This is a genomic window from Microcystis sp. CS-574, from assembly GCF_028329095.1.
GTDB classification, from domain to species: domain Bacteria; phylum Cyanobacteriota; class Cyanobacteriia; order Cyanobacteriales; family Microcystaceae; genus Microcystis; species Microcystis ichthyoblabe_A.
In genome coordinates, this window is record NZ_JAQMSY010000011.1 from 1 (window position 1) to 20688 (window position 20688).

General features: G+C 42.0%; 15 protein-coding genes, 2 pseudogenes and 1 riboswitch. Of the genes and pseudogenes, 7 read left to right on the top strand and 10 right to left on the bottom strand.

Features of this window, described 5'->3' with window-relative positions; genetic code table 11:
* Positions 1-98 precede the first annotated feature (98 nt).
* The 3 genes and pseudogenes from PN470_RS00635 to PN470_RS00645 all read left to right on the top strand — a co-directional run bounded on the left by PN470_RS00635 (position 99) and on the right by PN470_RS00645 (position 2311).
* Positions 99-1064 (top strand): IS30 family transposase, encoded by a 966-nt coding sequence (locus tag PN470_RS00635; protein WP_272103357.1) that lies wholly within the window; start codon positions 99-101, stop codon positions 1062-1064.
* A 6-nt stretch (positions 1065-1070) separates the two neighbouring features.
* Positions 1071-1190 (top strand): annotated as a pseudogene (locus tag PN470_RS00640) (DUF29 family protein); the annotation flags it as partial.
* A gap of 53 nt (positions 1191-1243) precedes the next feature.
* Positions 1244-2311: a ribonucleotide-diphosphate reductase subunit beta gene (locus PN470_RS00645; protein WP_272103349.1), complete on the top strand. Its 1068-nt coding sequence runs from the start codon at positions 1244-1246 to the stop codon at positions 2309-2311.
* A 396-nt stretch (positions 2312-2707) separates the two neighbouring features.
* On the opposite strand, the gene PN470_RS00650 is transcribed toward PN470_RS00645, so the two are convergent.
* A complete protein-coding gene (locus tag PN470_RS00650) occupies positions 2708-3628 on the bottom strand; it encodes an NAD(+) kinase (protein ID WP_002777783.1) in 921 nt (306 codons plus the stop codon).
* A 496-nt stretch (positions 3629-4124) separates the two neighbouring features.
* On the opposite strand from PN470_RS00650, the gene PN470_RS00655 reads away from it, so the two are divergent.
* A complete protein-coding gene (locus tag PN470_RS00655) occupies positions 4125-4664 on the top strand; it encodes a phycobiliprotein lyase (RefSeq protein ID WP_002751878.1) in 540 nt (179 codons plus the stop codon).
* An 87-nt stretch (positions 4665-4751) separates the two neighbouring features.
* On the opposite strand, the gene thiC is transcribed toward PN470_RS00655, so the two are convergent.
* The 7 genes and pseudogenes from thiC to PN470_RS00690 form a co-directional block, all read right to left on the bottom strand.
* Positions 4752-6134: a phosphomethylpyrimidine synthase gene (gene thiC, locus PN470_RS00660; protein ID WP_002736411.1), complete on the bottom strand. Its 1383-nt coding sequence runs from the start codon at positions 6132-6134 to the stop codon at positions 4752-4754.
* Positions 6135-6142: 8 nt separating this feature from the next.
* A riboswitch (TPP riboswitch) is annotated at positions 6143-6239 on the bottom strand.
* Positions 6240-6600: 361 nt separating this feature from the next.
* Positions 6601-8022, bottom strand: a complete 1422-nt coding sequence (glnA, locus tag PN470_RS00665) for a type I glutamate--ammonia ligase (protein ID WP_271934936.1) — start codon at positions 8020-8022, stop codon at positions 6601-6603.
* Positions 8023-8374: 352 nt separating this feature from the next.
* Positions 8375-8476, bottom strand: a pseudogene (locus PN470_RS00670) (DUF29 family protein); the annotation flags it as partial.
* Between the two features lie 11 nt (positions 8477-8487).
* Positions 8488-8940, bottom strand: a complete 453-nt coding sequence (locus PN470_RS00675) for a DUF29 domain-containing protein (protein WP_002777790.1) — start codon at positions 8938-8940, stop codon at positions 8488-8490.
* A gap of 12 nt (positions 8941-8952) precedes the next feature.
* Positions 8953-9405, bottom strand: coding sequence for a DUF29 domain-containing protein (locus tag PN470_RS00680; protein ID WP_271934937.1), 453 nt, complete (start codon positions 9403-9405; stop codon positions 8953-8955).
* Positions 9406-9408: 3 nt separating this feature from the next.
* Positions 9409-9885, bottom strand: a complete 477-nt coding sequence (locus tag PN470_RS00685; protein WP_002777793.1) for a DUF29 domain-containing protein — start codon at positions 9883-9885, stop codon at positions 9409-9411.
* An 81-nt stretch (positions 9886-9966) separates the two neighbouring features.
* Positions 9967-12279 (bottom strand): ribonucleoside-diphosphate reductase subunit alpha, encoded by a 2313-nt coding sequence (locus tag PN470_RS00690; protein WP_103113304.1) that lies wholly within the window; start codon positions 12277-12279, stop codon positions 9967-9969.
* Positions 12280-12732: 453 nt separating this feature from the next.
* On the opposite strand from PN470_RS00690, the gene PN470_RS00695 reads away from it, so the two are divergent.
* Entirely contained in the window at positions 12733-15648 is a 2916-nt protein-coding gene (locus PN470_RS00695) for a plasmid replication protein, CyRepA1 family (protein WP_271934939.1), read from the top strand.
* A 416-nt stretch (positions 15649-16064) separates the two neighbouring features.
* On the opposite strand, the gene PN470_RS00700 is transcribed toward PN470_RS00695, so the two are convergent.
* Entirely contained in the window at positions 16065-16715 is a 651-nt protein-coding gene (locus PN470_RS00700) for a nitroreductase family protein (protein WP_002751866.1), read from the bottom strand.
* Positions 16716-16921: 206 nt separating this feature from the next.
* Between PN470_RS00700 and PN470_RS00705 the strand changes: the two genes are divergently transcribed.
* On the top strand, positions 16922-18346 hold the full coding sequence (locus PN470_RS00705; RefSeq protein WP_272103352.1) for a PP2C family protein-serine/threonine phosphatase: 1425 nt from the start codon (positions 16922-16924) through the stop codon (positions 18344-18346).
* Positions 18347-18374: 28 nt separating this feature from the next.
* On the opposite strand, the gene PN470_RS00710 is transcribed toward PN470_RS00705, so the two are convergent.
* Positions 18375-19616: an AmpG family muropeptide MFS transporter gene (locus tag PN470_RS00710; protein ID WP_272103354.1), complete on the bottom strand. Its 1242-nt coding sequence runs from the start codon at positions 19614-19616 to the stop codon at positions 18375-18377.
* A gap of 307 nt (positions 19617-19923) precedes the next feature.
* On the opposite strand from PN470_RS00710, the gene PN470_RS00715 reads away from it, so the two are divergent.
* Positions 19924-20544, top strand: coding sequence for a GNAT family N-acetyltransferase (locus PN470_RS00715; protein ID WP_103113307.1), 621 nt, complete (start codon positions 19924-19926; stop codon positions 20542-20544).
* Positions 20545-20688 lie beyond the last annotated feature (144 nt).

Below are 20688 nucleotides of genomic sequence, written 5' to 3' on the forward strand. Positions count from 1 at the left end.
ATCAACCTCAAGAGTTGACAAAGAAAGGCTCATCAGGCACTGTCTGATCATTAACAAAAACAAATCAGACCCAAAAACGAAGCCTCCAACATCTTAACATAGAACAAAGAAACTTGCTCTACCAACTTAGTCAGGAGGGAAATTTATCTCAACGGCAAATGGCCGTCTGGCTCGGATGTCATCAAAGCACAATATCAAGGGAATTAAAAAGGAATCAAAGTTCCCTTGGCTACTATCTACCTGACACAGCACAAGCTGAAAGCGAGACAAGGCGAAAAAATGCCAAACAACCCTTTAAAAATGTCAGCGAGTCAGCCTTAGAGTTGGTCAAAGAAGGATTGAAAGATTATCATAGTCCCGAACAAATAGCAGGTCGTCTGAAAAGAGCCAGTCAAGAATCTCTCAGTCACGAAACCATCTATCAAATGATCTATCAGAACTATCACGGATGTGGAGAGTACCAGAAATATTTACGCCGGGGGCTTTGTCAAAGAAAGAGTCGAGGCGGAGCAAAAAGTAAGCGTGGAGGGATTCCAGGGCGTGTAGATATCAGCGAGCGACCAGTAATTGCTGACCAGAAAACTGAAATCGGTCATTGGGAAAGTGACACAATGATTGGAGGCAATCATCTAGGAGTTCTCGTTACTCATGTAGATAAAGCCTCGAAATTTTTAGTAGCAGGATTAGCCAAAAACAAAACCGCATCGGAAATCAATAGAGTCACAGAAAAACTTTTTCAAGAGATTCACCCTGACAAAAGAAAAACCTTTACTTGTGACAAGGTTAAAGAATTTTGTGGACATCAAGAGTTGAGTCAGAAACTAGGAACAGATTTTTATTTTGCTACTCCTTATCATTCGTGGGAGAGGGGATTAAACGAGCATACCAATGGACTGTTAAGACAATTTTTCCCCAAGGGAACGAATTTTAAAATCGTTAAGCCAGAGGAGGTGGAAAGAGCCGTAAACTTGATTAACAATCGTCCTCGAAAATGTCTTGACTATCGTACCCCGAATGAGGTATTCTATAAAGGTAGATCAGACAGTGATGCAATTCAGACTTGAATCGGCCAAGCTAGACAAAAGGCCGCTATTGAAACAGGGATAAACCTGGAGAAATTCCCGAAGGATTGCCCATTTACTTTGGCAGAAGCCCTAGATTTTGAATTTATCCCTAATCAAAACATTTGACTTTTTACCGAAAATCTATTATAACCTGAAAGTGCCATAATATCCAAGTAATCATGTCCTTACATTTAGTTAATTCTTGCCATTCGATGCCCATTTCCCCGATCTTCAATCCGTCGGGAGATGATGCGATCGAAAACCGTTCGATCTGGTTTGGTAACACCACCAACCTGATGCAATTAAACGATGTCCGCTACACCTGGGCGGTGGGTTTATATCAACAAATGCGGGAAAATTTCTGGATCCCGCAACGCTTAGATATCACTCAAGACGTAACTGAATACGGGCATCTTACCGACGAAGAAAGATATGCTTATGATGGTATTTTGTCCTATCTAACTTTTCTTGATTCCGTGCAAACCTGTAATATTCCCCACCTAAAAGGTAGCGTCACTGCGCCAGAAATTAGTCTTTGTATGGCGGAACAAATTTCTCAAGAGGCCATGCACAATCAAAGTTATCAATACTTAATTGAAACGATTATTTCCTCGGATCGCAGAGGTGAAGTTTATGACTTTTGGCGCACCGATAAAGTTCTCAAGGATCGCTGTGAATTTATTGCTAGTCTCTACCAGCAATACATCGATAAACAAACTACTGAAAGCTATTTTATCGCTCTTCTTGCAGACTATTTACTGGAGAGTTTGTATTTTTATAACGGCTTTATCTTTTTCTATAATCTCGCTTCTCGACAGCTAATGTCCGGTAGTGCTGACGTTTTCAAAATGATCAACCGGGACGAATTAAGTCACGTCCGTTTGTATCAAAAACTTATTCCCGAAGCCATGGCAATTTTTCCCCATTCCGTTGAACAGATTTATGAGATGTTCGATAGTGCCGTTAAACACGAATGTCGCTGGACAAATCACATCGTTGGCAACGACATTTTAGGTATTACCGAATACAGTACCGAACAGTACACTAAATACCTCGCTAATATTCGGCTAAAAGCGATCGGACTTGAGCCTTTATACAGGGAAGAAAAGTATAACAAAAGTCCCTATAACCATCTGGAACGCTTTTCCGATACCAAAAAAGAAGGCCACACCAAAGCTAACTTTTTTGAAGCAACTGTTACCAGTTATGTTATGTCTTCTGGCTTAACTGGATGGGATGAAATTTAAAATTTAAGGGATAATAATAACCCAATTTCTTACCATAAAGTGGCAACTTTGTCAAATATTTTGACAACTTTTGACCCTCTCTTGCAGAAATACCGACAATCAGCAAATGCGCTTCTGGGTTTGGGGGGTTCTACCCCCAAAAGCCTAGATTTACTGATAAAATCGGAAGTAATGACCAATTTTAGAAGATATACTTAGGGCTTGCTCAATAAATCTAAAAACCTTGTTGGATAAGGTTTTTAGACTTTTTTTCCCTCAAAAAGTGTCGACCTTTGGAGTGATTGGGGGGAAAATTCAGGGACTTTTTCCCTGAAAATTAGGTAATTGACCCCCTCAAAATCGGTAAAACCCTACACCCTACACCCTGTCCCCACGAAAAACTTTTTGCCGCAAACCCTAATTATGACGATTGCCATCATAATGAATTCTCGCCCCGGCCCATTGCAGTTTTTCCTGTAGAGTCTGATAAAAAGAATAACTTTCCCGCAGGATAATAAATTGGGCGAATTTTTCGGCTTTAGTAACTCCCACCCATTGCCCGGGCCAAATGGAAGTGGCTAAAGCACCATCCATCCAGAGTTTAGTATTTAACTCGTAGTCTCCTAGAGGCCAAATACTGACCAGAGATGCTGGGGGAATGACAATCGGCCGACTGGAGAGACTCAAGGGACAAATCGGGGTGACAGCGATCGCTTCCATGCCGGGGTGTATAATCGGGCCATTAGCGGAAGCGGTGTAACAGGTGGATCCCGTGGGAGTAGCCACTAATAGTCCGTCGCCTTGGTACTGATCTACTATTTCCCCGTCCACTTCGATTTCGAGGATTGAGGTGGGCATCCTATCGATACTAGCGGGTTTCACACACATCTCATTCAGGGCATAAAATGCCTCGCTCACTGGCTGCGGATTTCTTTTATCCCCTTCATAGATTCTGGCCGTTAACATCATCCGTTGTTGTACCGCATAGTGATCGGATTGTAAACGCTCCCAGACCGTCTCCGTATCCTGGAAAATCTCAAAGGGTTCCGTTAAAAATCCCAGATGGCCGCCGACATTCACCGCTAAAATCGGAATGTCTTCGTGAGCTAAATAGCGAGCGGCAGCTAAAATGGTTCCATCTCCCCCCAAAACGATGGCAAGGTCGATTTTTTCCGATGCTGAGGCTAAAAATACCGGATAGGGATTATCTTTAAAGCCACTGGGTCCCATTAAAACTTTACACTGACGGGCTTCTAACTGTTTAGCGCATTTTTCCGCCCATGCTTTACTTTGGGGATGGTTGGCCTTATGAGCGATGATGACTTGTTTTAACTGCACAGAGTTGAGACCTTTTTCGGAGGTTCTATACTTTTAACAATAGCAAGACCGGGCAGATCGGGTGAAAAGTAACAGGTAAAAAAGGGGTTGGGGGAATCACCTCGGCCTGACTGTAGCCAATTTGACAGAATTAATCGATAGATAAGAGTATATGGAAGTAATACCATTTCTCTAAATGAAAACTACACATCGAATTTAAATCCCCCTTTAAGTTCCCCTTTTTAAGGGGGATTTAGGGGGATTAAACTTCTGTAGTCAGACTTTGGAGAATTGGTATAACTAGGATAAGTTCGCAGTTTTTAGCAATCTTATCCCGTTTTTTCCCTGTAAATGCTGTATCTGTGCGGCTTTTTCCCAATTATCTCCCTCAACACTCCTACCACTTAATTTCCATGCAGGGTTATAATTGTATTAAGATGTGTAACAATTCTCTGGCAAACTCTTGACAAAGGATAACAAATCTGCTCTACCAAAAAACAGGAAAGGTTTTATTTCTATGACATTAATTCAAACCGCCCAATTATCGCTAGAAACTTTGGCTTTAGCCTTTTTTAAGCAGACAGAAGGACGCTGGCAATCCCAGAGACGTTATTACACCCTCACCCAAGAAACGGAACCCCAAGAAGTTATCAGCGCCATCGAGATTAAATATTTACCCCAGGGCAGCGAACCATTAATTCAACTTGCCCGTTTACATAATCTGGAAGATACAGCTTTATTAGGTGGTACGGAAGTGACTTGGCAAAGTAATTATCTCCGTCCCCAGAGTAAAAAACCCTCCAACGGTTCCACTATATTCGGTATTTTAGATAATATTCTCTATCGCGATCGGGGATTTGCGACGGATAAACCCGTTAGTGCCATTTATACCTTTCCTAACCCCTCTACTCTCTGTCTGAGAACAGAATACGCCGGTTCTGTCTTTGAAGAGGAAATTAAACTCATCGGTCAACAATATCGCACTCGACAAACTATTATCTCTCGCGCCGGTCAAGAATTGATGATCGGTCAATATCTAGAAAAACGGGTTAATTAGTCAAAAAAATGGCGGCTATTCCCAGAATTTTGACTTCTATCCTAGGAATAGGGCTGAAATCAAATCAGCCCTTCCCATAACTCCCCTTTAAACCGGGGTTAAATTGTCTTGATTCTGACTAGCGAGAAACTTCTCTAATTCCGTAATCGCATCGGCATCGACTTTAGTTTGCATGGGACAGAATTTCGGTCCACACATCGAACAAAACTCCGCAGTCTTATAGATATCTGCGGGTAAAGTCTCATCGTGGTATTCCTTAGCGCGATCGGGATCCAAGGATAACTGAAATTGACGATTCCAATCGAAATTATAACGAGCAATGGAGAGTTCGTCGTCACGATCCCGCGCCCCGGGACGATGACGGGCGATATCTGCCGCATGAGCCGCTATTTTGTAGGCAATTAAGCCATTTCGCACATCTTCAGCGTTGGGTAAACCGAGATGTTCTTTCGGGGTGACATAACATAACATCGCCGTCCCGTACCAACCCGCCAGAGCCGCCCCGATCGCCGAAGTGATATGATCGTATCCGGGGGCAATATCGGTGACAAGGGGACCGAGAACATAGAAAGGTGCTTCGCTACACTCCTCCATCTGTTTTTTCACATTAAATTCAATTTGGTCCATGGGAACATGGCCCGGTCCTTCCACCATCACCTGTACATCGTGTTCCCAAGCGCGACGCGTCAGTTGGCCGAGGGTTTTCAATTCCGCTAATTGGGCTGCATCGGAAGCATCGTGGGTACAACCGGGACGTAGGGAGTCACCGAGACTAAAAGAAACGTCATAACGCTTGAAAATCTCGATAATTTCGTCGAAATGGGTATATAGAGGATTTTGCTTGTGGTGGTGTAACATCCACTTAGCAATAATACCACCGCCCCGGGAGACAATCCCGGTCAGACGGGTTTTGACTAAAGGCAGGTGTTCGATGAGGATTCCCGCATGAATCGTCATGTAATCCACCCCTTGCTGGGCGTGTTTTTCGATAATATGGAGGAAATCTTCGGGGGTGAGTTTTTCAATATTGCCGTGAACACTTTCCACCGCTTGATAGATGGGTACAGTACCGATGGGGACGGGAGAAGCATTGATAATCGCGGTGCGAATTTCGTCCAAATTACCGCCACCGGTGGAAAGATCCATTACCGTATCCGCGCCGTATTTGACCGCTAGGTGTAATTTTTCCAGTTCTTCGTTAATATTCGAGGAGTTAGGGGAAGCCCCGATATTAGCATTAACTTTACACTTAGAAGCAATACCGATCGCCATGGGTTCGAGGTTGAGGTGATTGATATTAGCGGGAATAATCAGTCTTCCTCGGGCGATTTCGCTGCGAATCAATTCGGGAGAGAGATTTTCCCGTTTTGCCACATACGTCATCTCTTCGGTAATTATCCCCTGACGGGCGTAGTGCATTTGCGATACATTTGCTTGTCCGCGCCGGGGGGCAACCCATTCTTGTCTCATAATTTTATTTCCTCTGTAAACAGCTTCCCTACGCTGGAATTACCCAGTCTCAGGTTCTAAGGGTCTTTCTCAGCCTGATTGTCTCAGACACCCCTAGCTATGACGGCAATTGTATCACTGTTGACCACTGAGGAGATCAAGCTTAAGATTGTTGTTTGATTAGGCGGTTATCAGTTATCAGTTATCAGATGTGAGTTTTGGCTCTTCTGGTTTCTGTGTGGAAACGAGGTCTATACTGATAGTTTATTTAACAAAATAGTCCTAAAAGTCTTTCCCAGTAAACATTTCACGATTTCATAACCAAAAATTATCACACAAAGTCGAGAAGAGCCGAGTTTCAGTTCACTGATTACTGTTTACTGTTTACTGTTCACGGCAAAAAACTTCCCACTTCCCCACTCCCTTGCTGATTCCGAAAAAAAGGGGCAGGCAAAAGCCTACCCTAGGATTAATTATCAATCAAACCTTAGACATCGTAGTAGAGAGAGAACTCGTAGGGGTGGGGACGTAAGCGCATCGGGTTAACTTCGTTATCGAGTTTGTAGGTGATCCAGTTTTTGATAAAGTCTTCGGTAAAAACACCAGAATCGGTCAAAAAAGCGTGATCTTTTTCGAGACTTTCTAGTGCTGCTTCTAGAGAACCGGGGGTAGAGGGTATTTTTGACAATTCTTCGGGACTGAGTTCATAGATATCCACATCGAGAGGTTCTCCCGGTTCAATTTGATTTTTAATCCCATCGATACCAGCACAGAGCATAGCTGCAAAAGCGAGGTAGGGATTAGAAGTCGCATCAGGACAACGGAATTCTAAACGTTTAGCTTTCGGGTTGCTTCCCGATAAAGGAATCCGAATCGAAGCGGAGCGATTACCTTGGGAGTAGGCCAGGTTTACTGGGGCCTCAAAACCGGGGACGAGACGCTTGTAAGAGTTGGTGGTGGGGTTAGTTAAAGCTAAGAGTGCGGGAGCGTGTTTAAGCAAACCACCGATATAGTACAGTGCCATTTGGCTGAGTCCGGCGTATTTATCCCCGGCGAACAGGGGTTGACCATCTTTCCAGATAGACTGGTGAACGTGCATCCCGGAACCATTATCGCCAAAGATGGGTTTAGGCATAAAGGTGACGGTTTTACCGTATTTCTTAGCCACGTTCTTAATGCAGTATTTGTAGGTCATCAAGTAGTCGGCGGCCCGTACTAGGGTAGAGAATTTAATCCCTAACTCGTTTTGACCACCAGTAGCGACTTCATGGTGATGTTTTTCGATGGGAACTCCGCAGTCGGCCATGGTTAAGAGCATTTCCGTGCGAATGTCTTGAGAGGTATCGGTGGGACTAACGGGGAAATAACCCTGTTTGTAGGCGGGTTTATAGGCAAGATTTCCGTCTTTTTCGTCTTTACCGCTATTCCAACGACCTTCGACACTATCCATGTAGTAATAGCCGGAGTTGGCGGTTTGGTCAAAACGAGCGCTATCAAAGAGGAAAAATTCTGCTTCTGGTCCAAAATATACGGTATCACCTAAACCGGTAGTGCTAAGATAACTGATCGCTTTCTGGGCAATAGAGCGAGGATCGCGGCTATACCATTCACCGGTTCTCGGTTCTTTGATGCTACAGATCATGCTTAGGGTAGGTTCCTTGTAGAAGGGATCGATCCAAGCAGTGGTAGGGTCGGGAACCATGGCCATATCAGATTCGTTAATTGCTTTCCAACCGCGAATACTGGAACCATCGAAGGCAACACCATCGCTGAAAGAGCTTTCATCGATTTGATCGTAGTAGAACGAGCAGTGTTGCCAGATACCGGGCATATCAATAAATTTTAGGTCAATAATCTTAATATTGTTGTCCTGAATCATTTTCAAGACTTCTTGTGGCGTTTCGGGCATGGAAAACTCCTTTGACGTATGGATCGGTTCTTAAGCTTCTCAAAAAACCCATCCTAAACAGTCACTTTGTCCAGTTTTGTATTTTTCGATACAAAATCTTTGATCCTAGCTTGAAAAAATCTGTAATTTTCTTGTTGAGTTCGGTAATCGCCCGGAATGGCGATTTGCCTATCAGCTTCTACTGCCTCTTGCCACACTTCAAGGAGGTTCGTTTGTGCAAACATTGGCCGTCTGGAGATTTTCTGCTCACTGAAAAGCTTCCAGGGTAATGATTTGGTAGTAGTGGCGTAGCCCTCTTGCTTACCTGGTAGGAAGTGTGTAAAGTATTTATTAATAAAAATAATTGGAACCCGATCAGTCTTTGAACCTCCTCAGAAAACTGGTGATTTTCTAGTAAAGATATGGTTTTCTCTATCCAGAGATAGTAATCATGTTCGTATAAGTTCGTTTCCATAATTATTCCCATTATTTTGATATTTCAGGAAACCAATCCTCATTTAACGCCTGTTCTATAGTACAAATTGGAGCTAAACTGACCAAATTTTCAGCCATTCCCGATAATTCGATAAAAGAAATACGAGCTTCTTGAAAAGAGTTGTTAAAAATTTCAATCAGATAAGGCTGTAAACTAGGACTATCGGCAATAATTCTTTTTATGGCACGACGAAAATTCCTAATTTCATTTTTCCATCCTCTTTGATTATATTCTAATTCCGACTGCCAGTAAACCAGTTTTAGCAAATGTTCTAATAAGCGAGTTAAATAACTTTCTAAACTTCGTTTCTCACTTTTACCAATGCTGCTAATTTCTTCAATTAAATTCTCTAAATCCAAATCAGAAAACTGATTATTTTCTAGTAAATTAATGGTTTTTTCTAACCAGAGATAGTAGTCTTTTTCGTATAAGTTCTTTTCCATAATTATCCCCCATTATTTTGATATTTCAGGAAACCAATCCTCATTTAACGCCTGTTCTATAGTGCAAATTGGAGCTAAACTGACCAAATTTTCAGCCATTCCCGATAGCTCCAAAAATAATTTACGAGCATTTTGATAACAGGACGAGAAAATTTCCGATAGATAGGGCTTTAAACTGGGACTGTCTTCAATAATTTGTTGAATTCCTAGGCGAAAATTCCTAATTTCATTTTTCCATCCTCTTTGATTATATTCTAATTCTGATTGCCAGTAAGCTAGTTTCAGCAAATGTTCTAATAAGCGAGTTAAATAACTCTTTAAGCTTTGTCGTTGACTTTTGCCCATGTCGCTAATCTCCTCGATGAGATTATCTAAATCCAAATCAGAAAACTGGCGATTTTCTAGTAAAGATATGGTTTTCTCTATCCAGAGATAGTAATCCTGTTCGTATAAATCACTCTTCATTGCTTAATCCTCTCCGAGAAACTCAGGAAACCAATTTTCATCTAAAATTTGGTTGATTGATCCAATAGGTGTAGCACTTAAAAGTCTTTTATCGATGCCAGAACCTTCGACAAATAGATGGCAAGCATCCTCGTAACATTGATCGAGAATCTCGGTGAGGTAAGATACTAAGTTTGTATTATAGTTTCCATCCTTTTTGTTGCTAATAATTCTTTTTATTTGAATGCGAAAATTTAAAATCTCCCGTCGCCACTTGTTTTTATTGTAATCGCGCTTAGATTGCCAATAAGTTAATTTAAGTAAATGTTCCAAGAGTTTAGTTAGTAAACTCTCTAACTTCTGACGTTCTCTTCTGGACATATCTTTTATTTCTTCAATTAAATTTTCTAAATCCAACTCAGAAAACTGGCGATTTTCTAGTAAAGATATGGTTTTCTCTAACCAGAGATAGTAATCCTGTTCGTATAAAGTCTTATCCATAGCTGTGATTAGGTGATCAATAAAACTCACCTTTAAATTATATAAAAAAATTAAGGTGGGCATTGCCCACCCAAGTTAACTTTAATTAGCGCAACTAGAACAACTATCATCAGACTCTCGAAAATTGTCCTTTTGTACGGTGCGGACATAATAAATCGCTTTACACCCCAATTCCCACGCCATGATTAGAGTATCAAAGATATCTTTAGCAGTGAGACAACGGTTAGGTTCTGCGGGAAAGTAAACCCCTTCATTGAGGTTGAATAATAACTCCATAGAAATCCCCGTATCGATCCATTCTTGCATAGTAGCGATCGCTTTTACCACCTGCTGCTGTTCGAGATTTTTATTCTCTGGATAAAACCAGAAAGCTTCTTCAATAAAAGGTGGTGCGATGGGAACGGTTCCCTTTGCCCATTTATCGTAGAAAAAGCGACTATAAACCGGCAAAACACTAGCGGTACATCCCTGTACCAAACTGGAGGAAGTATTAGGAGCAATGGCGGTAATATGGGAATTACGGATGCCAAATCGTTGAATATCTTCGGCTAATTGTTGCCATCTTTGCGGTTGCACCGCATTAGTTAAAAACCATTCCACTGGTTTGGCACCGATTAATTTACCTTGACTCCATTCGCTACCCAAGAAAGCTTGATAAGCGCCGCGTTCTTTGGCTAATTCCATCGAGGAATAGGTACACCAATAGCCAATTTCTTCAAATAAATTACTAATTTCTGACCGGTTATTGTAGGATAATTTCCGTTTAGCTAACCAGTCAGCCAATCCCATCGCCCCTACCCCAATAGTGCGATATTTATCGTTGTGGTTTTTAGCATTATCAAAGGGAGGGTTAGTGATATCGATAGTGTTGTCGAGAATTCTGACAGCGATTTGACAATTAGACTCGATTTCTTCCTTGTCGATGTTGGCTAAATTAAGGCTAACTAAATTACAGCAATGGGCAGTTTTATCCGGGGTGACATTCGAGAAACTCTCCGTGCATAAATTTACACCGGGGATATAGCCATCGTGTTTATTAGGATTAGCGCGATTGATGGTATCTTTGAAGGCAATGTAGGGCATTCCTGTTTCTACTTGGGAACGCATGATACTTTTAAATAAGTCCCGGGCATTGATTTTTTTATAGAGGAGAACCTCTTTATCTAAATTAGCCTCTACTAAACGATAAGCCTCTTCAAATTCTTCCCCCCATAGTTCCGCTAATTCTATACCTAATTTTGTGCGAACTTCGTAGGGATCTACTAATGTCCACTCGGCTTTAGTTATCACCCGACGCATAAATTCATCGGTGATAACTAATTGGGGAAAAACATCATAAGCTTTGCGTCTTTGATCACCGTTTTCTGTCTGCATTTCCAGAAATTCTGGCACATCTAAATGCCAGATGTCAACACCGATAGTTACTGCCCCGGCGCGTCTTCCCCCCTGATTTACTGCAATAGCTGTATCGTTGAGTAATTTAATCCAAGGAATAATCCCCCCAGAAGCATTAGCTTTCCCCATTACCCAGCTACCAGTGGAGCGAATTCTACTCACATTCACCCCGACACCGCCACCATTTTTGGAGATGCGGGCAGCATTAGTAATCTCGCTGAAAATGCTTTCTAAACTGTCATCAATGGAAAGTATAAAACAACTGGTTAGGGAACCTTTGGGTGTGCGTAAATTGGCTAAAATTGGGGTAGCAAGAGAGATTTTTCTTTGAGCAATTGCTTGATAAAATTTCTTAGCCCAGGGGAGTCTATTAGCCGGCTCTTCCACAGTGGCAAGCAGTAAGGAACAGGTTAATAATGCCTCTTGGGGTAACTCATTTTTGAGTAAATAACGGCTAGTGATTAACAATGCCCCAGCGTAATCATAATCGATATCCCAATCGGGATTAATCCAAGAACCGGCTTCTTTTAATTCTGCTTCGGAATAGATGAGAATCCTTTCGTCGTACAGCCGATTTTTAACTTGAGTTTTGACGGTTTTCTCGTAATTTCCGTACTGATAACCTCGGACTACTAAGGTATCTTTCCACAGACTCCAAATATGCAATCTTCCCGCTACATAGCGCCAATCCGGTTCCTCGGGACTACACATTTCTAGGGCGCAATTGATTAAATTATCCTGTATTTCCCTAGTGGTAATCCCATCCCGCAGGCGTGTGGTTAAACCCGCTTCTAAGGCGATTGAATTGACTTTTTTACCTTCACAAGCCCACTCTACCACGTCGCGAATTTTGCCGATATTTAAGCTGGTGGTGGAACCATCGCGCCGAATCACTCTAATTCCATGGCTGCCCATATTAGCTAAAGGGGTAGAACGAAAGGGTATTACTTCGTTATTTTTGTGAATGGAGACGGCAGTAGTCAAGGGCTTCGATTGCATAATTGGGAAATTGCGGCGTTAAAAAACTTGACAAATTAATCTATTTGTACTAGAGCATTCTATCAGATTTTCTGGGAAAACACAACATCTAGCGTGTTAAATAATTTTATCACTCTATATGTGGTATAACCAGGATTATTTTGTTCCCTAAAAACCGTGTTTTGGATGACATTTTCTGGAAAAAATTCTCGATTCTCTCTCAAAGTGGTTCTTTTGTATGCTTGACAAAAAGCTTTTTATTTGATTGCAAAACAGACTGACTGCTGAGGAGGTTATGATGAGATTTTATTTGTTCTTAACTTTTCGATAATTTAAGACAAGAGTGGATTAAAAGTCAAATTTCCTCTGAGAACCTCTGAGAGAGTAAAATTTCTCTTTTCGCTATTTAGTGGCTTACCGCTAGAATAATAGGACAAAACGCTATATATAGCGTCTAGCCAGTAGAGGACAAGGATGAAATATTTAGAAGAATGGCGTGGTAGCGGGGTGGATGCGGAGTTAATCGCTCTCAATGTCACCGGTTTAGCGGGGCTATCTCCCAGTGAATACCTACTCTACTCCCAAGAATTACCGCGACGCAATGATGGCAGAGTTAGGGATAGTATTCTCAAGCGTTATGAACATACCAGTCAAGGCGGTTGGTGGTGTTCAGGAATTGACTTACTAACGGGCAATTATGACTCTTGGGGCTGTTTTAAGCCCGATTTTCCCCGTTTAAGCTTCGATAATGCTAAACCGATTAAGTACGAACATCCTCCCCAAACCCCCACGGGAGTCTTTGCTTTGCGGGTTCCCCTGAAAATTTGGCAAAAAGTAGCCCAGCATATCAGTATTAATATTTTAACTGAAGAAGTGGATAATAAGCAAGAGGATCTCGGTTTTTGGTCCTGGGTAATCAAACATCCAGAGATACCTATTTGTCTTACGGAAGGAGCGAAAAAAGCGGGGGCATTACTAACAGCAGGTTATGTGACAATTGCTTTACCCGGGATTCACAATGGTTATCGTACTCCCAAGGACGAACTAGGTAGGAGAATCGGTAAATCTCATCTAATTCCGCAGCTAGAAAAATTAGCTAATTCTGGACGAAAGATTTATCTAGTTTTCGACCAAGAAACTAAACCGAAAACCCAGCAAGCGGTTAATTTAGCTTTACAGAGAATGGGTTATCTATTCACCCAGGCTAACTGTGAGGTAAAGGTGGTTACTTGGGATGCTGCTGACGGTAAAGGAGTGGATGATTTACTAATCAATCGAGGAGAAGATTACTTTAAACAAGTCTATCAAAAAGCTACCTCTTGGGAGATTTGGAAGGCAGCAAGTTTAAATAGTTTAACTCTCCCACCTCATCTAGAGTTAAATAGCCGTTACTTGCCAGATATTTCTGTTCCTACATCAGCGCAGTTAATAGCGATTAAATCGGCTAAAGGTACGGGAAAAACTGAGTTTTTAGCCAAGATAGTTAAACAAGCTATTGCCAATCAACAAAAAGTTTTAGTTATTGGTCATCGGGTGAAACTGGTAGAGGAGTTGTGTCAACGCTTTGGTTTAAACTATATCAGCAAAATTAGAGATAATCCTGCGGCACAAATTTACGGTTATGGTTTATGTATTGACTCTCTCCATCCCCAATCACAAGCTAAATTTAAAGCAGAAGATTGCCAAGGAGCTATCATTATTATCGATGAGATCGAACAGGTTCTATGGCATGGGTTAAATGGGGATACTTGTAAAACTAATCGTGTGGCAATTTTAAAATCCCTAAAGTCCTTGCTGCAAACTGTGGTCAGCAGTGGGGGTAAAGTCCTAGTCGCTGATGCTGATTTAAGTGATATTTCCCTAGATTATTTAACTTCTTTAGCTGCAATTAAACTAGAAACTTTCTTGATTAGTAACGAGTGGAAACCTAGTTATCAAGAAGCTTGGCGAGTTTATAACTACTCCGATAATACTCCCCAACGGCTAGTTAATGATTTGGTCAAACATATTAAAGACGGAGGAAAACCCTTTGTTTGTCTATCAGCACAAAAATTAACCAGCAAATGGGGAACAATTACCCTAGAATCTTATCTAAAAAAGCAATTTCCTCATAAGAAAGTTCTGCGGATAGACTCAGAGTCATTGCAAGATTCTAGTCACGCTGCCTATCAAGCGATTGGCAATTTAAATCAGTTGTTACTTAACTATGATATAGTTCTAGCTAGTCCCGCGATCGAAACGGGAATTAGTATTGATATTCAGCAACACTTTTCCTCGGTTTGGTGTTTAGCACAGGGAATTCAGAATCCCACTTCTATCGCTCAATTTTTAGGAAGAATTAGAGAGAATATTCCTCGTTATATTTGGTCAGCAGTGTACGGATTTAATCAGGTGGGCAATGGATCCACTTCTATCCCCAAACTTCTCACCTCTGGACACCGATTAACCGAGGTTAATATTCGCTTACTACACCAATCAGATTTAGAATCTCTGGAGGATTTAGATACAACTTTTCAAGCGGAATCTCTCCTCTGTTGGGCAAAAATGGCCGTAAGAGTCAATGCTTATATGCTTAATTATCGTCAGTCAATTCTAGGGATTTTACAAGCAGAAGGTCATAGAATTAAAGAACGAAATCAGGAAGAAGAACTAGACATAACTAATCAGTTAACGGAAGCAATTGAAGAAATTATGGAACATAATTATCGTTCTGAATGTGATGCGATTGCCAGCGCAGCCGAGATAACGGAATCAGAGTGTCGTCTGCTAAAAAAACAGTTAGTTAAGTCAGTAAAAGAAAGGAGAATTATCAGGAAATATGACCTATACAAACGCTATGGAATCCCCGTCACACCACAATTAGTAATTAAAGATGATCAAGGATGGTATCAAGAACTACGCTTACATTACTTTTTGACAATTGGGCGACAATTTTTGTGTGATCGAGATGCTTTAATTGCGCGTAAACTAATAGAATCAGGTCACGGAAGTTTATTTATTCCCGATTTTAATAGTAGTCAATTAGGAGTGATTATCGGGACGTTAGAATTGTTGGGAATTCCCGTATTATTAGCTAATCCTGAAAGAGAATTAAATAATCATGATGCCGATTTACAAAAAATGGCGGAAATTGCCATTAAAAACCGTAACGAGATTAAAACTATCACCAAGATTAACCTCGCTAATACTTCCCGTCCTCTGACGATTATTCGTAATTTTTTAAACTTGTTAGGTTATGAATTAACTGACAAGGGCAGCCAGAGAATTGCTAAAAAATCTCTAAAAGTTTATCAGATTGTTGCACCTTATGACGGTAGAGAACAAGTGTTTCAACAATGGTTATTTAGAGACGAAAAATGTGCGGGAAGTTCCGAGTTTTGGTATGAATAAGGTTCTTATACCAATTCTCCAAAGTCTGACTACAGAAGTTTAATCCCCCTAAATCCCCCTTAAAAAGGGGAACTTAAAGGGGGATTTAAATTCGATGTGTAGTTTTCATTTAGAGAAATGGTATTAGGGACTTGTTATACAAATAATTAACCTTATATCTTTTCAAAAAATTAAGATCGATGTCGGCTGTATTAGCGCAGCTTGATGCAGATTAAATTGTTAATTTTGCCACAATACAAGGCGTTGCTGAATCAAGCTATGAATGCCAACCGTGCCATCCTATCTAAAAGTTAGTTTGCCAGAAGCTTCCTGTCTCAAATCAGCAACACCAACTCCTGCAAACCGACACCGACACCCACCCCCAAACCACCGGACAAAACAGCGATCAAAACGAGATTAAATCCAGTTAATAGAGTTTAGATTTGATAGGGATTACCCAAGCGATCCACAAAAACATTGTAATCTAAAGGTAAACGCCCCGGATTAAGCCGAGGTTCCGCCGCGTAACCGATGGGAACGACAACAGCGATCGCCAGATCGGGATGATCGGCAGCACCGATCACAGCTTTTACCTTGTCCTCGATCCAACCGTTGAGAAAACAACTAGATAAACCGAGACTTTCGGCAGCTAAAACCAGATGAGTAGCGGCGATCATGGCATCTTTAATCGCGTATTCCCGGGTTTTTTCGCCCAAATCCTTTTGAAATCCCGGGATTGCCTGTTTAAAATATTTTACCGTGCCTTCGCTCCAGGCACCTGTACTGAGAGCCTGTTCATAGATAGGAGTTAGCTCTCCTTCTCCTGCGGCAGCATCGGCAGCGAAAACAAAAGTAACTGGTGCTTGGATAATTTGCTTTTGTCCCCAAGCGGCCTCGGCTAAAGCGGCCTTTTGTGCCTCATCTTGTACTAAAATAATTCGCCAATCTTGGATGTTGAAACTACTAGGTGCAGCAACGGTTAATTCTACCAGGGTTTTCAGCAGTTCTGGGGCGATCGGATCGGTGGTAAAATTTTTAATAGAACGACGTTGATTAATCGCCGTGGGAACATCGAGAGGCAAGGTCATAAAGTCAATGGATCAAGTTAAATACTTCTAATTATTATAAGGTCAAGCTATCAGCCTCAGTCTTAGGTGTGAAAAAACAGAAATAGTAAAACATCAGGGTTAAATTGTGGCAGTCAGGAAAAGATCGACTATACTGTTAAACTTAAACAGGTCATAACCCAATGACCATCTAGCTATAATCATGTCACCGCCACAAAAATCATTTTATGCTTTCTGAGCCGGAACCGAGGGACACTCTCACCACTGCCACCGTCAATATGGGCGATCAAAGTGCCGATATTAAGCCAATTTTAGCCTTAAAAGAGTTGGTCGCCAGTTTATATCGTGAACAAAACAAAGTTCAAAATCTCTTAAGTTCCCTCGGTTTTGCCCTGCGGAGTTTCAATAATTTAAACCAATTCCTCGATCTTACCCCCTTGATGGCCGCACGAGTGGCAGACGCGGAGGGAGGGGCGTTGATTTTGAGTAAAAATAACGGTCAAGTGGCGCTTGATCAACTGTATTGCCAAGATAATCAAATTAATGGGGAACTACGCCGACAATTAGAGGCAATTATCCGACAATTAAACCAAGAAACGCCACTTGAGAATAAAAATAGTCGATCGCTTCTCGATAGTCTCGACCATCAAATCCGGCAAACTCTCGGACAGGGTACGCAGATTTATAGTACACCAGTTTTGGTAAAAAATAGTGAGCGGGGACGTTTATACGTTTTCAGTCGCGATCCCGATTATGGTTGGACACCCACCCGTCGTAAACTGTTGCAGCTAGTGGCCGATCAAACGGCGGTAGCTATAGCTAATAATGAATTAACGATCGAATTACGGGCCAAGGAACGTCAGGATCGAGAGTTAGAAATCGCTTCCGAAATCCAAAATCGTCTTTTACCCCGGCAATGTCCGAAAATTCAGGGGGTAGAATTGGCAGCCCACTGCAAAACGGCTAATCGCGTTGGTGGCGACTATTATGATTTTATCCCCTGCAACTACGATCAATTTAAACCGGCAACGGAGGCAGAAAGGGAAGCTAGTACCGCTCCTTGGAGTATAGTCATCGGTGATGTCATGGGAAAAGGTGTCCCAGCAGGATTATTGATGACCATGACCCGGGGAATGTTGCGAGCGGAAGTGTTAAATCGTCACTCCCCGGCCCAGATTTTGCGTCATCTCAATCGGGTTATGTATGCCGATCTCGATAATTCTCATCGTTTCGTGACATTATTTTATTCCGAGTATGATCCCCTGACGCAGCGTCTTGGCTACAGTAATGCTGCCCATTATCCCACCCTCTGGTGGCGGGCTAAAAAGGCAGAGTTAGAGTCTCTTGACACGGAAGGGACATTAGTTGGTTTAGAGGCCGATTCTATCTATGATGATGCCCAAGTGCAATTAGAAGCGGGAGATACGCTGATCTATTATACCGATGGCTTTACCGATGCAGTCAACTCGAAAGGGGAAAGATTTGATCAGAAAAATTGGCTATCGGCAGTTAAAGAAGCCTGTCAACAGTACAACGATCCTGAACAGATTCTAAAATATTTATTTGGAAAAGTGGACGCTTTTACTGGGTTAGGAAATGACAGTAGTGACGATATGACTTTAGTAGTTATGCGAGTGAAATCGGAAGAATAAATCATCATTACCTAGCTCATAAATTAGCCTAATTCGGCTCTTGCCATGGAGCAAATAAAGGCAATAAAGCTAACCCGGGTAAAGCGGCAATTACTGTGATTAAAAAGAACCACTGCCAACCGATCGCCGCTGCTAAAACTCCGGCGGGAGCGACTAAAATATCGCGACTAAAAGCCATTAAACTCGATAAGAGGGCGTACTGGGTAGCAGTAAAACGAGCATTACAAAGACTCATTAAAAAAGCCACAAAAGCGGCAGTACCTAGACCGCTGCAGAAGTTTTCAATATTAATAGCTAAGACCATAAAAGGATAATTTTGCCCTAAATTTGCTAAAATAAAATAGGCTAAATTACTAATAGCTTGCAAGCCGCCAAAAATCCAGAGCGATCGATTAATTCCCCAACGACTTAACAGGGAACCACCTAATAAAACTCCCACCATAGTTGCTATCATGCCCATACCGCCTTGGATCGCCCCGATAGCGGTTTGACTGAAACCAGTTTTTAAAAGAAAAGGAGTCACCATATTATTAACTAAAGCATCCCCTAAACGATAGAGAACAATAAAGGCGAGAATACCGATTCCTTGACCTATTTGATAGCGTTGAAAAAACTCCCAAAAAGGCAACCAAACCGCCTCTAAAAGAGTTTGGGGAGTATCATCTCTAGGGGGAGTAGCTGGGGCGAAAAAAGACCAAATAATCGTTAAAGCCATCAATCCAGCTAGGAAAAGATAGACAAGGGGCCAGGGAAAGTGATCGGCTAAAATTAAAGCGATCGAACCAGTTAAAATTAAAGCCAAACGATAACCTAAAACCCCGATCGCCACCCCCGCACCCATCTCCCATTTTTCTAAAATATCTGTGCGATAGGCATCGTAGGCAATATCTTGAGTGGCACTAAAAAAAGCAATCAGTAAAGCATTAATTGCCAATAATTCCAAAGATTGTTTTGGTTGTTGAAAAGCCATAAAACCAATCGCTAAAGTTAAACAAATTTGAGCGATTAAAATCCAACCGCGACGACGACCAAGAAAAGGAGGAACATAGCGATCGAGTAAGGGAGACCAAAGAAATTTAAGAGAGTAGGGGAGAGCGACTAAACTAAATAAACCGATCGATTTCAGATCAACTCCTTCGGTGGTCATCCAAGCTTGCAGGGTGCGACTGGTGAGCAATAAGGGTAATCCAGAAGCAAAACCTAAGAATAACAAAGCCGCCATTTTTTGACTGCGGAACACTTGCAAATAAGCGGAAATTTCCTTGATCATAGAGGGGGTAGGAGGATAGATTAGATTAAAGAATATAGTTAATTGACCCAAAAAGAAAGAAATTAGTTCTGACCGGCATCATCCCCCTCTTAACCATGGCCCGGCGATCAAAAAAAATTCCCGAAAAATAGCGGTCTTTCCCCCAGCCGAGGCTATAGGCAGTAGAATAGATGAGATTTTGATTCAGTAGTCTTGAAAAATAGCGGTCTTCTCCCTAAGATAGATGCTTGATTCCCCCAACTAAATCCCACCCCTATTTACCCTTCCTAGATAAGGACTGCCATCCCCACCTTCCCCGCCGACTCCTGTGATTAAAGTGGACTCCTGTTTTATCTCATACCTATTGTCTCATCCCTCCGACTCGGAAGCGATCGGTGACACTGCCGCCATTACCGTCGAGGTGCGTTTGGCCCAAGGCCAAGATCTCAAAAGTTTGGCGGAGATTCTCACCGATAGTTTTTTCCCCACGGCCAATTATTGGTCTTTTCTGCGTCCCGTCTTTAAATTAGGCATTTACGAGGACTTACGGGGACGATTGCGCGGCGATACCCCTCACTATCACTGTCTGGTAGTCAGTCAAACCAGTGTCACCGCCACGGGTCCTCAGGAAGTTATTGTCGCTACGGCGGAAATCAGCTTAAAATCCAGTTCTTTTTTAGCTGTTCCCATTCCTTATATTTCTAATTTAGCCGTTAGTCCCGATCGCCGGCGTGCCGGTCTGGCCCGGAGATTGCTGCTCAAGTGTGAACAGATCGCTAGAGAATGGGGTTTTGAGGAACTTTCCCTCCATGTTCTCGATAATAATCTAGCAGCCCAGTCACTCTACTTAAGTAGCGGTTATCGTCTGCAAAAAACCGACGGTTGGTTGAGCAATTGGTTATTTAATCGACCACAAAAGTTATTTCTGCACAAAAAAATCAGCCAATGAGGAGATAGGATTCAGGAGTCAGGAGACAGTAATCAGGAGTCAGGAGACGGTAATCAGGAGTCAGGAGTCAGGAGATTATTTTTATTTATTCTCCCCATTTCCCCACACCCCACACCCCACACCCTACACCCTACACCCTACACC